General features: G+C 67.9%; 20 protein-coding genes. 11 read left to right on the top strand and 9 right to left on the bottom strand.

The window, feature by feature from the left end; all coding sequences use genetic code 11:
• The first annotated feature begins 41 nt into the window (after positions 1-41).
• A complete protein-coding gene (locus OG394_RS17095; protein WP_328996363.1) occupies positions 42-3,155 on the top strand; it encodes a DUF2961 domain-containing protein in 3,114 nt (1,037 codons plus the stop codon).
• 44 nt (positions 3,156-3,199) lie between these two features.
• Here the strand turns inward: OG394_RS17095 and OG394_RS17090 are convergent, their stop codons facing one another.
• Both OG394_RS17090 and OG394_RS17085 read right to left on the bottom strand, forming a co-directional pair.
• Entirely contained in the window at positions 3,200-3,601 is a 402-nt protein-coding gene (locus tag OG394_RS17090) for a hypothetical protein (protein ID WP_328996362.1), read from the bottom strand.
• A gap of 55 nt (positions 3,602-3,656) precedes the next feature.
• Positions 3,657-4,649 carry a LacI family DNA-binding transcriptional regulator gene (locus OG394_RS17085; protein WP_328996361.1) on the bottom strand — a complete coding sequence of 331 codons (993 nt, stop codon included), beginning with the start codon at positions 4,647-4,649 and terminating at the stop codon, positions 3,657-3,659.
• A gap of 123 nt (positions 4,650-4,772) precedes the next feature.
• Here OG394_RS17085 and OG394_RS17080 point away from each other — a divergent pair, with 123 nt between their 5' ends.
• From OG394_RS17080 to OG394_RS17070, 3 genes are read left to right on the top strand one after another with little or no spacing between them, the layout of a single operon-like run.
• Positions 4,773-6,200 carry an NAD-dependent malic enzyme gene (locus tag OG394_RS17080; protein ID WP_328996360.1) on the top strand — a complete coding sequence of 476 codons (1,428 nt, stop codon included), beginning with the start codon at positions 4,773-4,775 and terminating at the stop codon, positions 6,198-6,200.
• Positions 6,197-6,538 carry a VanZ family protein gene (locus OG394_RS17075; protein WP_328996359.1) on the top strand — a complete coding sequence of 114 codons (342 nt, stop codon included), beginning with the start codon at positions 6,197-6,199 and terminating at the stop codon, positions 6,536-6,538. The genes OG394_RS17080 and OG394_RS17075 overlap by 4 nt, the downstream gene beginning before the upstream one ends.
• 7 nt (positions 6,539-6,545) lie before the next feature.
• A complete protein-coding gene (locus tag OG394_RS17070; protein ID WP_328996358.1) occupies positions 6,546-7,103 on the top strand; it encodes a YqgE/AlgH family protein in 558 nt (185 codons plus the stop codon).
• Between the two features lie 159 nt (positions 7,104-7,262).
• On the opposite strand, the gene OG394_RS17065 is transcribed toward OG394_RS17070, so the two are convergent.
• Positions 7,263-7,550 carry a DUF3039 domain-containing protein gene (locus OG394_RS17065; RefSeq protein WP_328996357.1) on the bottom strand — a complete coding sequence of 96 codons (288 nt, stop codon included), beginning with the start codon at positions 7,548-7,550 and terminating at the stop codon, positions 7,263-7,265.
• Positions 7,551-7,674: 124 nt separating this feature from the next.
• On the opposite strand from OG394_RS17065, the gene OG394_RS17060 reads away from it, so the two are divergent.
• Together OG394_RS17060 and OG394_RS17055 are read left to right on the top strand one after the other, a co-directional pair.
• Positions 7,675-9,474: a DEAD/DEAH box helicase gene (locus OG394_RS17060; protein ID WP_328996356.1), complete on the top strand. Its 1,800-nt coding sequence runs from the start codon at positions 7,675-7,677 to the stop codon at positions 9,472-9,474.
• Positions 9,475-9,797: 323 nt separating this feature from the next.
• Positions 9,798-10,142: a hypothetical protein gene (locus OG394_RS17055; RefSeq protein WP_328996355.1), complete on the top strand. Its 345-nt coding sequence runs from the start codon at positions 9,798-9,800 to the stop codon at positions 10,140-10,142.
• 38 nt (positions 10,143-10,180) lie between these two features.
• On the opposite strand, the gene OG394_RS17050 is transcribed toward OG394_RS17055, so the two are convergent.
• A complete protein-coding gene (locus OG394_RS17050) occupies positions 10,181-11,026 on the bottom strand; it encodes a helix-turn-helix transcriptional regulator (protein ID WP_328996354.1) in 846 nt (281 codons plus the stop codon).
• Positions 11,027-11,164: 138 nt separating this feature from the next.
• Between OG394_RS17050 and OG394_RS17045 the strand changes: the two genes are divergently transcribed.
• On the top strand, positions 11,165-11,884 hold the full coding sequence (locus tag OG394_RS17045; protein WP_328996353.1) for an SDR family NAD(P)-dependent oxidoreductase: 720 nt from the start codon (positions 11,165-11,167) through the stop codon (positions 11,882-11,884).
• 8 nt (positions 11,885-11,892) lie between these two features.
• On the opposite strand, the gene OG394_RS17040 is transcribed toward OG394_RS17045, so the two are convergent.
• The gene (locus OG394_RS17040) at positions 11,893-12,090 is read right to left on the bottom strand and encodes a hypothetical protein (RefSeq protein ID WP_328996352.1); all 198 of its coding nucleotides are present in this window, start codon (positions 12,088-12,090) and stop codon (positions 11,893-11,895) included.
• Between the two features lie 103 nt (positions 12,091-12,193).
• On the opposite strand from OG394_RS17040, the gene OG394_RS17035 reads away from it, so the two are divergent.
• The gene (locus tag OG394_RS17035; protein WP_328996351.1) at positions 12,194-13,438 is read left to right on the top strand and encodes an MFS transporter; all 1,245 of its coding nucleotides are present in this window, start codon (positions 12,194-12,196) and stop codon (positions 13,436-13,438) included.
• Here OG394_RS17035 and OG394_RS17030 read toward each other — a convergent pair.
• The gene (locus OG394_RS17030; RefSeq protein ID WP_328996843.1) at positions 13,435-13,830 is read right to left on the bottom strand and encodes a RidA family protein; all 396 of its coding nucleotides are present in this window, start codon (positions 13,828-13,830) and stop codon (positions 13,435-13,437) included. The two genes, OG394_RS17035 and OG394_RS17030, sit on opposite strands and share 4 nt — an antisense overlap.
• Before the next feature lie 136 nt (positions 13,831-13,966).
• On the opposite strand from OG394_RS17030, the gene OG394_RS17025 reads away from it, so the two are divergent.
• Complete coding sequence (locus OG394_RS17025) at positions 13,967-14,947, top strand: helix-turn-helix transcriptional regulator (RefSeq protein ID WP_328996350.1); 981 nt, start codon at positions 13,967-13,969, stop codon at positions 14,945-14,947.
• Here the strand turns inward: OG394_RS17025 and OG394_RS17020 are convergent.
• Positions 14,923-15,894 (bottom strand): helix-turn-helix transcriptional regulator, encoded by a 972-nt coding sequence (locus OG394_RS17020; RefSeq protein WP_328996349.1) that lies wholly within the window; start codon positions 15,892-15,894, stop codon positions 14,923-14,925. The genes OG394_RS17025 and OG394_RS17020 overlap by 25 nt on opposite strands.
• Positions 15,895-15,998: 104 nt before the next feature.
• Between OG394_RS17020 and OG394_RS17015 the strand changes: the two genes are divergently transcribed.
• A complete protein-coding gene (locus OG394_RS17015; RefSeq protein ID WP_328996348.1) occupies positions 15,999-16,652 on the top strand; it encodes a GNAT family N-acetyltransferase in 654 nt (217 codons plus the stop codon).
• Positions 16,653-16,679: 27 nt separating this feature from the next.
• Here OG394_RS17015 and OG394_RS17010 read toward each other — a convergent pair whose 3' ends face one another.
• Positions 16,680-17,396 (bottom strand): hypothetical protein, encoded by a 717-nt coding sequence (locus tag OG394_RS17010; RefSeq protein WP_328996347.1) that lies wholly within the window; start codon positions 17,394-17,396, stop codon positions 16,680-16,682.
• 57 nt (positions 17,397-17,453) lie between these two features.
• Between OG394_RS17010 and OG394_RS17005 the strand changes: the two genes are divergently transcribed.
• Complete coding sequence (locus OG394_RS17005; protein WP_328996346.1) at positions 17,454-18,098, top strand: IclR family transcriptional regulator; 645 nt, start codon at positions 17,454-17,456, stop codon at positions 18,096-18,098.
• Here the strand turns inward: OG394_RS17005 and OG394_RS17000 are convergent.
• A complete protein-coding gene (locus OG394_RS17000; protein WP_328996345.1) occupies positions 18,095-18,568 on the bottom strand; it encodes an Lrp/AsnC family transcriptional regulator in 474 nt (157 codons plus the stop codon). The genes OG394_RS17005 and OG394_RS17000 overlap by 4 nt on opposite strands.
• Positions 18,569-18,581: the final 13 nt, after the last annotated feature.

Below are 18,581 nucleotides of genomic sequence, written 5' to 3'. Positions count from 1 at the left end.
GCCTCAAACAGCCCTGAACAAATAGACCTGAGGAGCCCGCCATGCTCAAAGGCTTAGTTCTGCCTGCCCTTCTAGCGTTACTGATTCCCGCCGTTCCGGCCAACGCATCGGTTGAAACTGTTGCTGACAGCAACCGGTTGGTCGGTTGGGATCTCTACCGCCAGCTCGACCGGACCGGCGAATCCCGGTCCGGCGAGCAGTCCCGCCAGTTCTCCAGCTTCGACCGCTCCGGCGGTAACAACGACGGCTTCGACGGCCAGTACTCCTGCCTGCGGACGAGTGACGCCGGCTGCGTGATCGCCGAGGCGGCCGGTGCCGGGGAGGTCCAGTCGATCTGGTTCACCCGGTTCGGGCCGACCGGTGGTGGTGATGTCACCGACACCGGATGGATCCGGATCGAGCTCGACGGCAAGACCGTGCTGGACGCGAAGGCCCAAGACGTCGTCACCGGCAAACTCGGTGCGCCGTACGTCTGGCCGCTGGTCGCGAACGGTGATGACACCGCTGGTGGTGTCGTACTCAAGGTGCCGATGCCGTACCGCGACAGCATGCGCATCACCGTCCAGCACAACCCGCTCTTCTACCACGTTTCGTATCGCGCCTTCCCCGATTCTGTAGGGATTCGAACGTTCAACCCTGCCGACCAGGCGCTCGACGTGATTGAAAAACTACGCCGCTTCGGCCTCGCGGATCCAAAGCCCGCCGATCCGGGAGCCATCCGGCGGCAGGCCCCGCTCGCGGTCAAACCAGGTGGTACGACGACGGTTGCGCGCGTCAACGGTCCCGCCCAGCTGACCGAGGTGCGGTTCAAGCTGCCGCAACTGGTCCGATCGCCTCGCGTGGTGGACGACGGGCGAGCCTTCAAGGGTGGTTCGAGTTTCACGGTCGCCGTTGCTCCGGGCAACGACGGCGTGCGGCTGACCAAGCGGTTCGACCCGATGATCGGCAACCAGCGAAGCCGCCTGCTGATCGACGGCCAACCCGCCGGTGAGTGGTCCAGTGGTGCCGCGCAACCGGCCGGCCGCTGGGCCGACCAGACGCTGGAGCTTCCTGTCGAGTTGACTCGCGGCAAGTCGAAACTTGCCGTTAGCAACGTTTTCGACGAGTCGGACCTCGACGTGAACGAGTTCCGCTACGACGTACAGAGCAAGATCGACGGCCAGTGGATCCGCACGGACGTGATGGACGTTGGACCAGCACATCCTGGTGAAGAGCTGGCCCACGGCTACAAGATCGACCAGCAGTCCTGGCAAGGTCTTCGCACGCAGCGCTACCAGGTCGATCCGGCCGCGCTGGCCGCGTCCGACGCCCTGTTGACGAACCTGCGGCTGCGGATCACCTTCGACGGCCAGACGACGGTCGATTCCCCACTCGGCGAGTTCTTCGGTTCGGGTATCGGGGAGTACGACACCCGCACGCTGTTCTCGTCGATCGACGCCAGTCCGGACGGCTGGTATACCGCCTGGTGGCCGATGCCGTTCGCCTATTCCGCCAAGGTCGAGTTGGTCAACACCGGCCCAACGCCAGTCACACAAGGCCTCGCGGCAGTGACGAGCGCACCCAGCCGGAGCGTCAAAGCGGGCCATTTCCACGCGACCTCGCACAGCGGTCAGACCGTCAACGGGCAGGACTGGCTGTTCCTCGATACGCAAGGCACTGGCGTCTTCTACGGCGTGACGCACAGCATGCGCGGGTTGATCCCGGGCGGGAACCGGCGGGAGTACCTCGAGGGTGACGAACGCGTGTACGTCGACGGAGCCCTCTCGCCCGCCTGGCACGGCACCGGCACGGAGGACTTCTACGAGTCCGGCTGGTACTTCCGCGACGGCATCACCTACAACATGCCTACCGCGGGCAATCCCGCCTACGAGACCGATGGCGACGGCTGCCGGTACGACTGCACCGGCGCCTTCCGTCTACTCGTCGGCGACGCCATCGGCTTCTCGTCGAGCCTGCGCTTCGGGATCGAGCACGGGCCGGCCTCGGACAAGCTCGCGGATTACAGTTCGACGGCCTATTGGTACGGGCAGACCGGCTACCAACTGAAGCAAACCGACCACGTGCAACTTGAAGGCCCGGCCCTCACCAGCACGTACGAAGGTGACTTCGACGGTCTGCCGGTAACAAGGCCAGTGTCATCGCAGCCGGTAGACCTCAACGTCACGATCGACCGTCAGAACCGCGGCGTACGGCTGAACCGCCTCGGCGACCAGGCCAAGCCGTGGCAGGCGGTTGATGTACGAGTCGACGGTCAACCAGCAGGCCGATGGCTCCAGCCTTTGGGCAACACGACGTCCCGTTGGCTGGAGGACTCGTACGACTTGCCGGCATCCCTCACGGCAGGCAAGTCCCGGCTGAAGGTCGAACTCAAGGCTGTCCAAGGAGCGCCTGCGTGGACGGCTTCGTCGTACGACGTGGTCTCCCGAGTGGCGCCGTTCCAGGACCGTACGAGTCCGACGGCGGTCGAAACGGTCCGGGCCGTTGGCGGCGAGACGAACGAGAACACCGTGAGCTGGTCCGACAGCCGCGACAACGTTGGCGTCGCGACGTATGAGGTCTATGCCTCACGCAACCCGGCCGAGCTCGGGACGTTGGTCGGCAAGACTCCGGTCCCGGCCTTCCGGCACAGCGGCCTGGGGTTGCGTGAGACCTGGCATTACCGGGTGCGCGCGGTTGATGGCGCAGGTCATCGCAGTGCGTTGTCCCCGGCAGCGTCGGCGACTTCGGGTACGACGGCGTTGATCGAGGCCGAGTGGTTGCTTCCGGCAATCAGTGCGGACGCGCCGGTCGAGGCCCAGGGCAACTGTTGTGGCGTGATCTGGTCGAACAACCAGCACCTGTGGTTCCGGGCGGACAGCGCGGGCGACAAGATCGAGGTCGAGTTCGACGTACCGGCGACCGGGACGTACGACATCGGGGCCGTGCTGACCAAGGCGCCCGACTACGGCATCGCCGAACTGGCGATCGACGGCAAGCCCTTCGGCACGCCGTTCGACGGTTACGAGCCCGGCCGGGTCGTCATCGCGCCGCCGATGACGGGCACACTCGCGCTCACCCAGGGCAAACACCGCCTGACCATGACGGTGACAGGCAAGAACGCGGCGTCCACCGGCTACCTCGCCGGCCTCGACGTACTCCGATTGAAGCTGAACTGACAAAGGTGGGCCGGGGCGACCCGGCCCACCTCAGGTTTGTCGCGTCAGCAGGGACCCGACCACTTGGCCGAGGCCGCGTTGCGCCAGATGGTCTGGTTGAGGCCGGAGGACCCGCTCTTCTCGCCGACTCGGTTGAAGGTCAGGCCGGGCTGGGCGTACTCACCCGCGATCTCACCCGGCGGGATGCAGCGGTAGGCGCCGGTGTAGTCGCGTCCCCAGTAGAGCTTGATGTGGTCACAGCCAGAGCAGGGATTGCCGTTGTTGTGGTACAGGTAATTGGTGTTCGTGCACTGTCCGAGGGACGGTGCGTTGCCGTAGAAGTCGCAGCGGGCGCCGTTCTGGTAATTCCAGACCGAGAACTCGCCGGAGGCCATTGCCGTTGGAGCGGTGAAGACCGTGGCCACCAGGACCAAGGCCGCTGACAGGGCTATCGAAATCCGTCGCATTCGTCCACCCTCGATCGTGTCGAAGGGTGGTGCCATCGCTTCGACGCAGGTCGAATTACCGACGTTGGAGCGATCGTGAACTGCCGCGTTCGATCAGTTTCGCGGCCAACGTAGTGGTCGTAGTGGCTCGGGTGTTGTCGGCGATTCTGGCCAGCAGCAGGCGGGCCGCCACCGCGCCGATCTCGTACGCCGGTTGGGCGACGACGGTCAACGGCGGATCGATCAGCGCCGCCCAAGGCGCGTCGTCGAAGGCCACCAGTCCGATCCGGGTCTGCCGCTCCTGGAGGGCTTGCAGTACGCCGACGGCCTGGGCGCTGTTCGCCACCAGTAGCGCGTCGGGCGGCTCGGGATGGGCGAGTAGCTCGAGCGCGGCGCGATGAGCTCCGGCCGCCTTGTACTCGGTTCGCCGTACGAGCTTGGTGGTGCTGCGTTGGCGGCCCGCGCGGAGGCCGTCGCGATAGCCCGCGAGCCGGTCGTCGGCTGTGCGCACGCCGGCCGGACCGGTGATGCAGCCGATGCGCTGATACCCCTGCGCGACCAGGTGCTCAGTGGCCTGGCGGGCGGCCAGCCGCGTGTCGACCATGACCAGGTCGCTGTCCTGGCCGGGGAGTGGCCGGTCGACCGCGACGAACGCCGTACCGCGGGTGGTCAGTCGCTCGACGCTGGTCGACGTACCGGTGGGGGAGAGGATGACGCCGGCGACGCGCTCCTGCAGGGCGATGTCGATATAGCGGCTCTCCTTGGCCGGGTTCTCGTCGGAATTGCAGAGCACGACCGAGTAGCCGACCTCGTGCGCGACATCCTCGACACCGCGCGCGATCGCGGTGAAGAACGGGTTCTCCACGTCCGAGATGATCAGGGCGATGACGGCCGTTTCCTGCCGGCGCAGATTCCGGGCCGGCCCGTTCGGCTGGTAACCGAGCTCCTCGGCGGCGGCCAGGACCCGGGCGGCGAGGTCGCGGTCGACACTCGCCTTGCCGTTCATCGCACGGGAGACCGTCGCGGTGGACACCCCGGCCCGCGCGGCCACATCGCTGATGGTCGCCACCACGCCTCCCAAGTCCCGAGCAGAGTTAGGGGGACACTTTAACCAGATCCGGGTAATGGATTACCCGGATGTACACAATGTACGCAACCACCAAGCGCAGTGGCCTCATGAGAAGATCCGGGCGTGACATCCATCCCGAGTGTTTCCTACTCCATCACCGTCCGACTCGAGGTGCCCGCCGGCGGATCGGCGGTGAGCAGACTGACGACCGCCGTGGAGCAGGCCGGTGGTGTGGTCACCGCGCTCGACGTGACGGCCTCCGGACACGAACGGCTCCGGATCGACGTGACCTGCGCGGCCGCCGATACCGAGCATGCCAACCGCCTGGTCGAGGCCATGCGAGCGGTCGAGGGCGTCGAGATCGGCCGGGTCTCCGACCGGACCTTCCTGATGCACCTCGGCGGCAAGATCTCGATGGAGGCCAAGCACCCGATCCGCAACCGGGACGACCTCTCGATGGTCTACACCCCCGGTGTCGCGCGGGTCTGCCTGGCCATCGCGAAGAACCCCGACGACGCGCGCCGCCTGACCATCAAGCGCAACACCGTCGCCGTCGTCACCGATGGCTCGGCCGTGCTCGGCCTGGGCAACATCGGCCCGAAGGCCGCGCTACCGGTGATGGAGGGCAAGGCCGCCCTGTTCAAGCGCTTCGCCGGGATCGACGCCTGGCCGCTGTGCCTGGACACCCAGGACACCGAGGCGATCATCCAGGTGGTGAAGGCGATCGCCCCGGGCTTCGCCGGGATCAACCTGGAGGACATCTCGGCGCCGCGCTGCTTCGAGATCGAGGCCCGGCTCCGCGAGGAGCTCGACATCCCGGTATTCCACGACGACCAGCACGGTACGGCGATCGTGGTGCTGGCCGCCCTGTTCAACGCGCTGCGCGTCGTCGGCAAGGACATCGGGTCCGTCCGGGTCGTGCTCTCGGGTGCGGGCGCCGCCGGCACGGCGATCCTCAAGCTGCTGATCCTGGCCGGGGTGAAGGACACGATCGTCGCGGACGTCGCCGGGGTCATCCACACCGAGCGCGACGGGCTGTCGCCGGAGCTGCGCTGGATCGCGGAGAACACCAACGCCGCCAAGTACAGCGGTGACCTCAAGGGCGCGCTGGCCGGAGCCGATGTGTTCGTCGGAGTCTCCGCGCCGAACATCCTGACCGGTGCCGACATCGCGACGATGGCCGACAAGTCGATCGTGTTCGCGCTGGCCAACCCCGACCCCGAGGTCGACCCGGCCGCCGCGCACGAGCACGCCGCCGTGGTCGCGACCGGCCGCAGCGACTTCCCGAACCAGATCAACAACGTGCTGGTCTTCCCGGGCGTCTTCCGCGGCCTGCTCGATGCGCAGTCCTCGAAGGTCTCGATCGAGATGGAGCTGGCCGCCGCGAAGGCGCTGGCCAGTGTCGTCACCGATGACCAGCTCAACGCCGACTACATCGTGCCGAGCGTGTTCCACCCCGAGGTGCACACGATCGTCGCGCACGCCGTGCGGGATGCCGCGGGTGGTAAGCCGCCGGCGTCCGAGCACTACCCGGACGACAGCCCGGCGTGACCCCCCGGGTTTGGAAGGTCGCCTTCGGCGTGGCCTGCGTGGTGCATCTCGCCGCGCTGTACGCGCCGCGGGCGGCCGGTTCGGACGTCGGCATCCCGTACGCCGACAAGGTGGTCCACCTGCTGCTCTTCGCGGTCGTGGCCTACCTCGGGCCGCGGGCGGGAGTGCCCGCACGGCCGCTGTTCGCCGTACTGATCGTCAATGCGGTGGTCAGCGAGGTCATCCAGCACGTGGCGCTGCCGCAGCGCGGTGGTGACGTACTCGACACGGTCGCCGATCTCGCCGGTGTGGCGCTCGGGGCGTGGATAGTGAGCGCGAGGCGCGTCGGCAGGACATGATGGAGCCATGACGGCGACGACCCTGACCGGATCGCTCTTGGTGGCCACACCGATCCTCGACGAGCCACCATTCCGCCGGGCCGTCATCCTGTTGCTCGACCATGACGATGACGGCGCGCTCGGCGTGGTGGTGAACCGCGCGGCCGATCTCGAGGTCGACCGGGTGCTCGCCGACTGGTCGGACTCCGTCAGCGAACCGGGCGTGCTGTTCATGGGCGGACCGGTCGGCACCGACAGCGCCCTGGCCGTGGCCGAGATCACCGACCAGTCGGATCCGCCCGGCTGGCGCGAGTGCTTCGGCCGGATCGGCCTGCTGGACCTCGACGCACCACCCGCACTCCTGGCCGGCGCGATCCGGCGGATGCGGATCTTCGCCGGCTACTCCGGTTGGGGCAGCGGCCAGCTCGAGGACGAGATCACCGAAGGCGCGTGGTACGTCGTACCGTCCGAGCCTGATGATGTCTTCAGCCTGGCGCCGGAGACGCTGTGGCGACGGGTCCTCCGGCGGCAGCGAGACGAGATGGCCTTGCTCGCTACCTATCCGGACGACCCGTCACACAACTAGTGTCCTGAGTCAGAAGTTCGCACCTCATCTCCGGCGCCCAGGCACGCACCTCGCTGCGTTGTCGTCGGGTCACAATCGAAAAAGATTGCTCCCCTCCTCCGCCTTGCGATGCACGCACCTGGACACCGGAGCTAAGGCACGAACTTCTGACTCAGGACACTAGCTCTTGTCGCCGTCCCCGCCTTTGTCGCCGCCCTTGTCGTCACCGGGATTCATCGACTCCCAGATCTCCTTGCACTCCGGGCAGACCGGGAACTTCTGCGGGTCGCGGCTCGGCACCCAGACCTTGCCGCACAAGGCGACCACCGGGGTGCCCATCACCATCGCCTCGGTGAGCTTGTCCTTCGGCACATAGTGCGAGAACCGCTCGTGGTCACCTTCGTCCAGTGACGGCTTGGTGCGCTCGTCGACGATCGTCTCGGCGCCGGGGCTCAGCTGGGTGCTCATAGCGTCCCAGTCTAACGACACGCCCACCTGGCGCTGGGTTTGGCGCGATCTGACCTTGGCTGTGATTTCAGGTAACGTTCCTGCACGGCCGATCAGTCGACTACACGGGGGAGTAGAGCAGCCGGTGAACTCGCACGTCCCCGCTCAGCCGCTAGTCCTTCCACCCGCTTATCCGGACCGTGCCGCTTGGGGCACAGCGAGCAAGCTTCGCGCCTGGCAGGCCGAGGCGCTGCGGCTCTACCTCGAGAAGCAACCCAAGGATTTCCTCGCCGTCGCGACGCCTGGCGCCGGCAAGACGACGTTCGCGCTGACCGTCGCCGCGGAGCTGTTGCAACGCCGGGTGATCGAGCGCATCACCGTGGTCACGCCGACCGAGCACCTCAAGGTCCAATGGGCCGAGGCGGCGGACCGGGCCGGGATCGCGCTGGACCCGGCCTTCGCCGGCCGCAAGGGCAAAACGAACAAGGACTTCACCGGTGTCGCAGTGACGTACGCCGGTGTCGCCGTGAACCCGCTGGCCTTCCGGGTCCGGACGGAGAAGTTCCGCACCTTGGTCATCCTCGACGAGGTCCACCACGGCGGCGACGCGCTGAGCTGGGGTGACGGTATTCGCGAGGCCTTCGAGCCCGCGACCCGGCGGTTGGCCCTGACCGGTACGCCGTTCCGTTCGGACGACAACCCGATCCCCTTCGTGACGTACGAGCACGGTCATGACGGCGCCGCGCGCAGCCGGGCCGACTACACGTACGGCTATGGGCACGCGCTGCGCGACCACGTCGTCCGGCCGGTCATCTTCATGTCGTACTCGGGTGAGATGCGCTGGCGGACCAAGGCCGGTGACGAGATCGCGGCCCGCCTCGGTGAGCCGCTGACCAAGGACCTCACCGCTCAGGCGCTGCGTACGGCGCTGGACCCGACCGGCGAGTGGATGCCGGCCGTGTTGTCCGCGGCCGACAAACGGCTCACCGAGGTACGGCGGCACATGCCGGACGCGGGTGGACTGGTCATTTCCGGCGATCAGAACACGGCGCGCGCCTATGCCAAGGTGCTGCGCGAATTGACCGGCGAGGCGCCGACCGTGGTGCTTTCCGACGAGAAGGCGGCATCGAAGAAGATCGGCGCGTTCGCCGAGGGGCAGCAGCGCTGGATGGTCGCGGTCCGGATGGTCAGCGAGGGCGTCGACGTGCCCCGGCTGGCCGTCGGGGTGTACGCGACGCCGACCTCGACGCCGCTGTTCTTCGCGCAGGCCGTCGGGCGGTTCGTGCGGGCGCGGAAGCGTGGTGAGACGGCGTCGGTGTTCGTGCCGTCGGTCACCCGGTTGCTCGGGTTCGCCGCCGAGATGGAGGTCGAACGCGACCACGTCCTCGGCCGGAAGAACTCGAATGGCGACGGTGATATTTTTGCCCTCGAGGACGGGTTGATCGCGGCGGCCAATGCGACCGAGGGTGCGTCCGACGAGCTCGAGGGCAACTTCGAGGCGCTCGGCTCGGACGCGTCGTTCGACCGGGTCGTCTTCGATGGTGGCGACTACGGCACGGGTGGCGAGATCGGGTCCGACGAGGAGCTCGACTTCCTCGGCCTGCCGGGTCTGCTCGAGCCGGACCAGGTGCGCGAACTCCTCAACAAGCGCCAAGCCAAGTCCATCGCCGCCCAAAAGAAGGCCAACCGCCTGGAGGACCGCGACGCCCGCGGCGAGCCGGATCGCGTCACGGAGTTGGCCACGCACGAGCAGGTGTCGCTACTGAGGCGCGAGCTCAACGGCCTGGTAGCCGCCTGGCACCACCGAACCGGCCAACCCCACGGCGTAATCCACAACGACCTCCGCCGCAAACTAGGCGGCCCACCCGCGGCCCACGCCTCCTCCGACCAACTCCGCGAACGCCTAGACCTCCTCCGCGACTGGGCCACCCAACGCCGCGCCTAACCACCCGCCCGCTCCACCACCCTTCGCCCGCCGCGCCAAGCCGTCGCCACCCGCGACGGTCGGACGCGGGGCCGGCGTCGTAACCGGCGACGGTCGGACGTGGAATGCGGTCCCGTCCTCCCTTGCCCGCGAGTGGTCGCGTCTGACCCGACCACTCGAGAGAGCGTGGTGCGCGCCCGTGGATAGCGAGACCACGGTCGGACGGGGCGTGTGCACCCCGCGTCGGACCGGTATCGCGCGTCGGAGCGTCGAGTCGGCAATTTGCGCGCCCCGGCAGGGCGTGGTGGGAGACAGGGCGGTGGTCGGGCGGGCAGCATCGGGGGATGAGCTATGACATCGCAGTGTGGGTTGGGATCCGGCCGGCCGATGATGAAGAGGCCGACGACCGGTACGAGGAGTTGATGGAGATTCTCGAGGAGGACGAGGAGACACCGCCGAGCGCGGCCATCGTCGCGTATGCCCAGGCTCTCACCCAGCGGTTCCCTGACGAGCCGGATGCGCCGGGCAACCCGTGGCGGTCTGGGCCGATCCTGGCCGACGCTGTGGGTGACATCCTCACGGTCAACATCGACTTCGAACGGGCCGACGAGGTCGTGTCGTACATGGGTCAGTTGGCCGCCGAGCACGGCCTGGTCTGTTACGACCCCCAGGAAGGCGTCCTCCGCTAGGTACGCCGAGGCCTGGTGCCGCTTGCTGGTGGAGCAGGTCAGCGGGTGGTGGTTAGGTCTTGGGTGCCTATTACGGAGAGCAGGGTTAGGGCGGCTTCGGAGGGGCTGTTGGGTTCGGTGGTGTAGAGGATTACGCGTTGGTCGCGTTCGGGGATGACGAGGACTTCGCAGCAGACTTCGATGCGGCCGACGAGTGGGTGGTTGATGGTCTGGCACAGGGTTTGCTGGGTTTGGACCTCGTGTGCCGCCCAGAGCTTGGCGAATTCGGGACTGCCTGAGGTCAGGTCGTCGACCAGTCCCGCCAGGGCTGGGTCATCCGGATAGCGGCCGGTTGTCGCGCGGAGGTCGGCCGCGACTTCCCGGGCGAAGGTTTCGGTGGCGGCCTCGCCGAATCGGTCCGCTTGCGTCGTACCGTCCAGGAACCGCAGGCGCAGCAGGTTCCGGTGTTTGCGCAGTACGGCCGAGAAGTCGGTCAGCAGGGCGGCGGCGAGGGCGTTCCACGCGAGTACGTCGTACTTGGCGTCGAGGACCAGGCCGGGTACGTCGAGGCGGCCGAGCATGCGCAGTACGCCGGATCGCACCTCCGCGGGTGGTCCCGGCGGCGGTGCGGGTTGTTCGCCGGCGAGCCGGAAGAGGTGGTCGCGCTCGGCATCGGTCAACCGCAAGGCGCGGGCGAGACCGGTCAGCACCGGGCGGGACGGGTGTGGGCCGCGACCCTGTTCCAGCCGGGTGTAGTAGTCGGTGGACATGGTGGCGAGGCTCGCGACCTCCTCGCGGCGGAGCCCGGGCGTACGGCGGCGGAAGCCCGCGGGCAGGCCCACGTCGTCGGGCCGAAGCCGCTCGCGCCGAATGCGAAGGAAGTCCGCCAGCTGTGCCCTGTCCACGCACACCAGCATCGCAGCCCGCCCAATCGCCAACCAGGGACGCCCGGTCCCACCCTTCCACCAGCACAACCAGGGACGCCCGGTCCCCGGATGGGCTCGCTCTGCCTGGATTGCGCGAAACCGGTCAGCGTTGGGGGCATGACGACGAAGATCGCGCTGGTTACCGGCGCCAACAGAGGTATCGGCAAGGAGATCGCCCGCCAGCTCGGCCAACTCGGCCACACAGTGCTGGTCGGCGCTCGCACCCCGGACGGTACGACGGCCGCGGAGCTTGCCGCCGAGGGGATCGACGCCCGCGAGGTCCGGCTGGACGTCCGCGATCAGGCCTCGATCGAGGCTGCCGCGAAGGAGATCGAGGCCGGCCACGGGCGGCTCGACGTACTGGTGAACAACGCGGCGATCATTCCGCCCGGCGACAACGGCGTGCCCGAGGTGGGTCTCGACGTACTGCGTGAGGCCTACGAGACCAACGTGATCGGCCTGGTCGCGGTCACCCAGAGCATGCTGCCGTTGTTGCGCAAGACCGAGCAGGCCCGGATCGTGAACGTGTCGAGCGAGCTCGGCTCCCTGACCAGCGTGGGCGATCCGGCGTCACCGATGTCGGAGATGCGCATGCTCGGCTACAACAGCTCCAAGGCCGCGGTGAACATGGTCACGGTGATGCTTGCCAACGACCTGCGCGGCACCGGCATCCTGGTCAACGCGGCCGATCCCGGTAACTGCCAGACCGAGATGGGCGGCTGGGACGCGCCGCGTACGCCGGCTCAGGGTGCCGCCGTCGCCGTTGCGGCGGCGACGCTGGGCGCGGACGCGGCGACCGGCGGCTTCCACACTGATGGCGGCACTCTGTCCTGGTAAAGGCAGGCTCAGTTGAAGTCGAAGATCGAGTGGTCGTCGTAGAAGTGCAAGACGTGGCGGCAGCTGACACAGATCATCAGCGTCATCCGGTGCGAGGTGAATCCCCAGCGCGAGTCGCTGCGGGCTTCCTCCTGCTGGAACTGGTTGCCCCGGCACAACGGGCAGAACAGCTGCGGCTGCGGAGCCTGCTGAGGATGCTGGGTCATATCGGTCGCTCCTTCGTTAGCGCGCGCCCCACGTCGGGACACCAGGCGTCTCCACACTGACGCAACGAGGGGGCAATCGGTGCCATGACATAACGTGCGTCTCGTGGCGCGTGCGTTCTCCTGGCTGACCGATATCCGGCCGCTGCGCGAGTCCGCCGACTTCCGCCGCCTCTGGCTGGGTTCGACCGTGTCGCAGCTGGGTCAGCAGATGACGGCCGTGACCGTGTCGATCCAGGTCTACGCGCTGACCGGTTCGACGTTCTCGGTCGGGCTGGTCGGACTCTTCGCGCTGGTCCCGCTTGCGGTGTTCGGGTTGTACGGCGGTGCGATGGCGGACGCTGTCGACCGCCGTACGCTCGCGCTGGTCTCGTCGGCCGGGCTTTGGCTGCTCTCGACGGTCCTCGTTGTGCAGGCGGTGCTGGAGCTCGAGCAGACCTGGATCCTGTACGGCGTGGTCGCGTGCCAGTCGGCCTGTTTCGCGATGAACAGTCCGGCCCGAGCCGCGATCATCCCGCGACTACTGCGACCGGAACTACTGCCGGCCGCGAACGCCCTGAGCTCGGCGGCGTACAACCTCGGCTTCACGGTCGGACCTCTGCTGGGCGCGACGCTGATCGCCTGGCACGGGTTCGCCGCGGCGTACGTGGTGGACGTCTTCACCTTCACCGCCGCGCTCTACGCGTTGGTCCGCCTGCCGCCGGTGCCGCCGGTGGGAGAGGTACGGCGGGCGGGCCTGCGTTCGGTGGTCGAGGGGTTCGCGTTCTTGCGTACGGCGCCGGTGCTGCTGGCTACGTTCGTGGCGGACATCCTCGCGATGGTCTTCGCGCAGCCGCGGGCGTTGTTCCCCGCGGTCGCCGGGTCGTTCTTCGCCGGTGGGATCCGCACGGTCGGTCTGTTGCAGGCGGCACCGGCCCTGGGCGCGATCATCGCCGTACTGTTCTCCGGCTGGGTCGGCCGGGTACGACGCCAGGGGCTCGCGATCGTGGTCTGCATCTCCGCGTACGCCGTTGCCATCGGCCTGTTCGGGTTGTCCCGCACGATCTGGCTCGGGGTGGCGCTGCTCGCGTTGTCGGGTGCCGCGGACATGTTCAGTTCGTCGTACCGCGGCACCATCCTGCAGGCGGCAGCTCCCGACGTGATGCGCGGGCGCCTGCAAGGCGTGTTCATTGTGGTGGTCGCGGGCGGCCCACGGCTGGGCGACTTCGTAGCCGGCGCGACGGCCTCCCTCACCACCCCAACGATCGCACTCCTCGCAGGCGCCCTGATCTGCCTCGTCGGCCTCTTCATCCTGCTGCTGCGCAACAAACCTTTCCGCCAGTACGACGCTGACGTGCGCGCCCTCCGCTAGCTGACGGCGGTCCCCTCGAGCTCGACCATCAGGACGGGGATCGCCAGCCGGGTCACGCCGAGCATCGTGGTGGCCGGTGCCACTCCGACGGCGCCCAACCGGGACGCCAGCACGCCGTAGTGCTGGAAAAGCAGATCGACGTCGGTGGTGTAGACGTTGAGCCGGACGAGGTTCGCGAGGGACATGCCGGCCTCGCCGAGAACGGCCTCCAGGTTGTCGAGGCTCAGCGCCAACTGCGCCGCCATGTCACCGGCATGCTGGGGCAAGCCGTCGCTGCTCATCGCGGTTTGCCCGGCGCAATATAGGGTCCGGGTGTGTCCGGAGACGACCTCACCCTGGTTGTAGCCCATCTCCACCGACCACGCCCACGGGTTGACCGCGGTTCGCTCCATTGCCACTTCAGCTCCATTCGATTCGTTGAGAGTGCGTACGTCCGTCGGCTCGGTGGCCACCGGCTTTGACGTTGTGGTGGTGAGCCTGCCAACAAATCACGACATCCTCTGTCGTGTATTCCCGTAGAGTTTTCGTATGCGCGCCGACCGGTTGGTCTCACTGGTCCTGCTGCTGCGCCAGCGCGGTCGGCTGTCGGCGGAAACGCTGGCCCGCGAGCTGGAGGTGTCCACCCGGACCGTGCTGCGCGATATCGAGGCGCTGTCCGCGGCCGGCGTCCCGGTCTATGCCGAACGCGGCCGGCATGGCGGGTTCGCGTTGCTGCCCGGCTTCCGGACCGAGCTCACCGGACTGAACCACGACGAAGCGCTCGCACTACTGGTCGCCGGATCGCGACGCGGCGCGCAGGCGTTCGGTCTTGGCTCGGCGCTCGCTTCGGCCATGCTCAAAGTGGTCGACGCGCTACCCGAAAGCCAACGGGATACCGCGGCCGGCGTGGCCGAGCGATTGCTCATCGACCCGGAGACCGATCTCCTCTCCCGCCGGTTGGTCGCTGAGGAGGTGCCTGATCCGATAGCGGCCGAGGTCCGGCGCGCGGTGTTCGCCGGACACAAGCTGCGCATCCACTACGCCGCGATGAACGAGACCTCGAAATGGCGCACGGTGGACCCGATCGGCCTGGTCACCGTACGAGACCAGGGCTACTTGCTGGCCACGAGATCCGGCGCGGACCGCACCTATCGGCTATCCCGGATCCTGGCCGCCGAGGAACTCGCCGAACCCGCGCAGCGACCAGACCGGGTCGATCTGGACCGGGCCTGGCAGGAACGCAGCGCGCGGTTCCGGAGCGGCGACGACCAGGTCACCGTGCTGGTCCGAGTGAACCCGGTGCGGCGGGAGGACCTGGTGGGCACCGCGCTGGCCGTCCTCGCCGAAGAAGCCGAAGCAGACGGCTGGCTGCGGATGGAGGTGACCTTCCAAGACTCGAGGCACGCCGAATGGGCGCTCTGGCAGCTCTCCACGAACGCGGAAGCCCTGGCCCCGCAGTGGCTGCGCACCGCTCTACGCAACCGCGCCGCCGCGATCGCCACCCGCTACGAGGGTCCCGCAGAGAGTTGAGGGGCTGAGCTTTGGGTTAGGCGTTCGCCGAGGGTGCGGACGGCCTTCGCGAGTTCCTCGGGCCCGATGATGTGGAAGGGCGCGTCGATCGAGGTGATCCGCCGGGCGTACCACTCGGGCTCTTCGGTGCTGCCGATCAACCGGGTGTGGTGCTCGTCGATGGCCTCCAGCCGGCCGAGGTTCCGCGCGATCCACTGGCCGACCGTGGCGATGGGCGCGTCGATGACGATCTCGACCGGGTACTTCCAGCCCTCCGCGAGGTGCTCCTCGATCGTCCGGATCGGGTCGAGGTCATCCGGCGGTACGAACGTCTCCGGCTGCGGGTCCACCGCCACGACCCGGTCGACCCGCAACACCCGGCGGGCGTCCTTGGTATGCGACCAGCCGAGCAGGTACCAACGACCATGCCGTACGGCGACGGCCCACGGGTCGACGTACATCGTGCGGGTCTCGCGATCCCCGAGCTGGTAGCCAAGTCGTACGCGATGGTGGTCGACGCAGCTCTGCACGAGGACGGCGGTGATCTCGGGGTCCGGGTTGGTCCCGGTATCGGGCGGCGCCGGAATCAGCTTCCGGATCGCCTCGGCCGGTGCCGCCACGGAAGTCGGCAGGACGCGGAGGATCTTGCCGATCGCGCGCCCGGCCGGGTCGTTCGTATCCGAGGCGCTGTGCTGTCCCTCCAACGCGGCCATCATCAACCCGAGGGCCTCGGCGGTGGAGAACATCAGCGGCGGTAGCCGGAATCCCCGGCCGACGCGATAGCCGCCGTACCGCCCGGGCGTGGACTCGATCGGGATACCCGCGTCGCGGAGCGTGCCGACGTACCGCCGGGCGGCCCGATCGGACACGCCGAGGCGCAGGCCGAGCCGATCGCCACTGATCCCGGGATTGTCCTGGATCAACTCGAGCGCCAGCAACGCCTTCGCGGTCGGGCTTGCCTCATCCAACGCCGTCCCTCTTCTTCCGGCTCCCCATCTTTCGGCCACGAGTGGTCGCGTCTGGTCGCCTTCCCGGACGCACATCGTCCGGGAACAACATTAGCCTGCCCGCCATGACCGAGATCCTGACCGAACCCCCAGTCGCCGGAACCGAGATCGACACCCTGACCCCCGTCGTGATCGAGGTCAAACCGGCGAACGAGGCCACTTGGGAAGACTTGCAGACGATCTTCGGCAACAGCGACTATCCGGCGGCTTGCCAATGCCAGCGGTTGAAAGTGCTTGACGGCAGGTGGTACGCGATCCCGCAGGAGGAACGCGAAGCGCGCCTACTGGCCCAGACCGGCTGCTCGGCCGGATCGGAAGATCAGACCAGTGGGCTGGTCGGGTATCTCGATGGCGAGCCGGTCGGGTGGTGCGCGGTGGAGCCTCGTACGGCTTACGTGCGGCTGTTGCGCAGCCGTGTCCCGTGGGCGGAGCGGAACGAGGACCCGGACGACGACGGCGTTTGGGCGGTGACCTGCTTCGTCACCCGGAAGGGGTTTCGCCGCCGCGGCATCACGTACGAGCTCGCCAAGGCCACGGTCGACTTCGCCCGCGAGCGTGGTGCCCGCGCGCTGGAGGGTTACCCGATGATCACGCATCCCGGGAAGGAGATCACCTGGGGCGAACTGCGCGTCGGCAGCCACCACGTCTTCGCCGAAGCCGGTTTCAAGGAGGTCACCCACCCGACCAAACGCCGCCTGGTCATGCGCATCGACTTCTAATGCCCAGCACCGACGAAGCGCAAGGCACTAGCCGCCGGTGGCGAGGGCCTTGAGCACGGTGCCCCAGCCCGGCATCTCCGGGTTGATCTGCTCGAGCGGCTTGTCCCCGACCGTGACCACCTTGCGGTCTCCGAGGGGCTGCTTGAGATTGGTCGCGACCACCCGGACCTTGCTGTCCGACGGGCACGGCGCACTCATGTCGAGCACCGCGACGATCTTGTCCGGGTGCTCCTTGATCTTGATGTCGAAACCGCACTTGTACGGCACACCGAAGACCAGATCCGACTTGTACGACGGCCGCCCATAGATCCACTGCAGGTACTTCGGCTTCTTGTCCTTGACCACCTGGTACTTCTCGACGGCCTGCGGGTTCTTGTCGATCGGCTCGCCGTCCGGCTTCTGGGTGTCGCCGATGATCTGGTCCAGGCACGGGTCGTCGTACGTCATGCTGTCGTCGGCGCCCCACGCCTTCGACACGAGGTAGCACCCGTTCGCCTCGCGATTCAGCGAGATGTTGAAGCCGATCAGCAGGAACATCGCCAGCAGCACACCACCAGCGGCCATTCGGCGCTTGCGCTGCTGTTGATCCGTCAGGGGCACACGTTCTTCACCGCTCGCGACCGGGCGGAACGCCTTCAGCACGTTGTCGGTGAGCTGTGGCCGGATGAGGGTCGGGACCGCGTAGGCGAGCGCGAGCAGCACGCAGATAGCGACCACGGGCAGGAGCGACCAGTAGTTTCGCACGGCAGCAAGATACGTGGTCCGTCGGTTCGTGACCGAAAAACGGATACGCTTCGCGTTGTGCCGGCAGAGACGTCGCAGACGCTCGACAGGGGACTGACCGTCCTCGAGTTGCTGGCGGACGCCCCGGACGGCTTGTCCATCACCGAGCTGGCGTCCTCGCTCGGGGTAAGCCGTACGGTCGTGTACCGCCTGGTCAACACGCTCGAGCTGCACCGATTAGTTCGGCGCGACAGCGAAGGCCGGGCCCGCCTCGGTCTCGCCGTACTGCACTATTCGCGCCGGGTGCAGCCCACCCTGCGGGACGCGGCCCTGCCGGTGTTGCGCTCGTTGGCCGAGGACACCGGCGCCACGGCGCACCTGACCGTGGCCGACGGCGACGAGGCACTGGCCATCGCGGTGATCGAGCCGAGCTGGACCGACTTCCACGTGTCGTACCGGATGGGCTCGCGGCATGCGCTCGACCAAGGCGCCGCCGGCAAGGCGATTCTGGCCGGACGGCGTAAGCCCGATCCGGCTGGACGTCCGTTCGTGATCACGGCGGGCGAGCTCCAGGCCGGCGCGCAGGGCGTGTCGTCACCCGTGCTCGGGGTGCCGGGGGTCGAGGCGTCGATCGGTGTCGTCGTACTGGGCAAACTCGACCGCGACTTCGTCGGTCCGCGAGTTGCCCGGGCCGCGGTCGAGGTCGCGAAACGCCTCGCTTAAGAGTCGGACGTGGCCGCGCGGAGTAGCGGCAGCGTCCGATGCGGGATCTGCTCCGCGAGGGCGATCACCGTCGACGCCCGCTGGATGCCGCGCACGACCACGACCTGGTCGATCACCCGTTGCAGATCCGCGTTGGACCGCGCCACGATCCGGCACCACAGGTCCTCCGCGCCAGTGATCGTGTAGACCTCCAGCACCTCCGGGATGCCCGCGAGCGCCGCCGCGACCGACGTGTGCCCCGTCCCTTGCTCGATCTGCAGCGTCGCGAAAGCGGTCACCGGATACCCGATCGCCTCCGTATTGAGGTCAGGCCCCCAACCGCGCACGACGCCATCGCGGTTGAGCCGATCGAGCCGCGCCTGGACCGTGCCGCGGGCCACGCCGAGCCGCCGGGACGCCTCCAGCACGCCGACGCGCGGTTCGGTCGCGAACAGCTCCAGGATGCGGGCGTCCAGCTCGTCCACCGCCACGGTCGGGATCCTT

The sequence above is a fragment of the Kribbella sp. NBC_01245 genome, from assembly GCF_036226525.1.
Classification (GTDB): Bacteria; Actinomycetota; Actinomycetes; order Propionibacteriales; family Kribbellaceae; genus Kribbella.
This window is presented reverse-complemented; position numbering and strand designations above follow the sequence as displayed.

Coding starts and splice junctions, on each gene's coding strand:
- OG394_RS17095 (WP_328996363.1), top strand. CDS start 42: ATGCTCAAAGGCTTAGTTCTGCCTGCCCTTCTAGCGTTACTGATTCCC.
- OG394_RS17090 (WP_328996362.1), bottom strand. CDS start 3,601: ATGCGACGGATTTCGATAGCCCTGTCAGCGGCCTTGGTCCTGGTGGCC.
- OG394_RS17070 (WP_328996358.1), top strand. CDS start 6,546: ATGACGGCGACGACCCTGACCGGATCGCTCTTGGTGGCCACACCGATC.
- OG394_RS17065 (WP_328996357.1), bottom strand. CDS start 7,550: ATGAGCACCCAGCTGAGCCCCGGCGCCGAGACGATCGTCGACGAGCGC.
- OG394_RS17055 (WP_328996355.1), top strand. CDS start 9,798: ATGAGCTATGACATCGCAGTGTGGGTTGGGATCCGGCCGGCCGATGAT.
- OG394_RS17045 (WP_328996353.1), top strand. CDS start 11,165: ATGACGACGAAGATCGCGCTGGTTACCGGCGCCAACAGAGGTATCGGC.
- OG394_RS17040 (WP_328996352.1), bottom strand. CDS start 12,090: ATGACCCAGCATCCTCAGCAGGCTCCGCAGCCGCAGCTGTTCTGCCCG.
- OG394_RS17030 (WP_328996843.1), bottom strand. CDS start 13,830: ATGGAGCGAACCGCGGTCAACCCGTGGGCGTGGTCGGTGGAGATGGGC.
- OG394_RS17025 (WP_328996350.1), top strand. CDS start 13,967: ATGCGCGCCGACCGGTTGGTCTCACTGGTCCTGCTGCTGCGCCAGCGC.
- OG394_RS17015 (WP_328996348.1), top strand. CDS start 15,999: ATGACCGAGATCCTGACCGAACCCCCAGTCGCCGGAACCGAGATCGAC.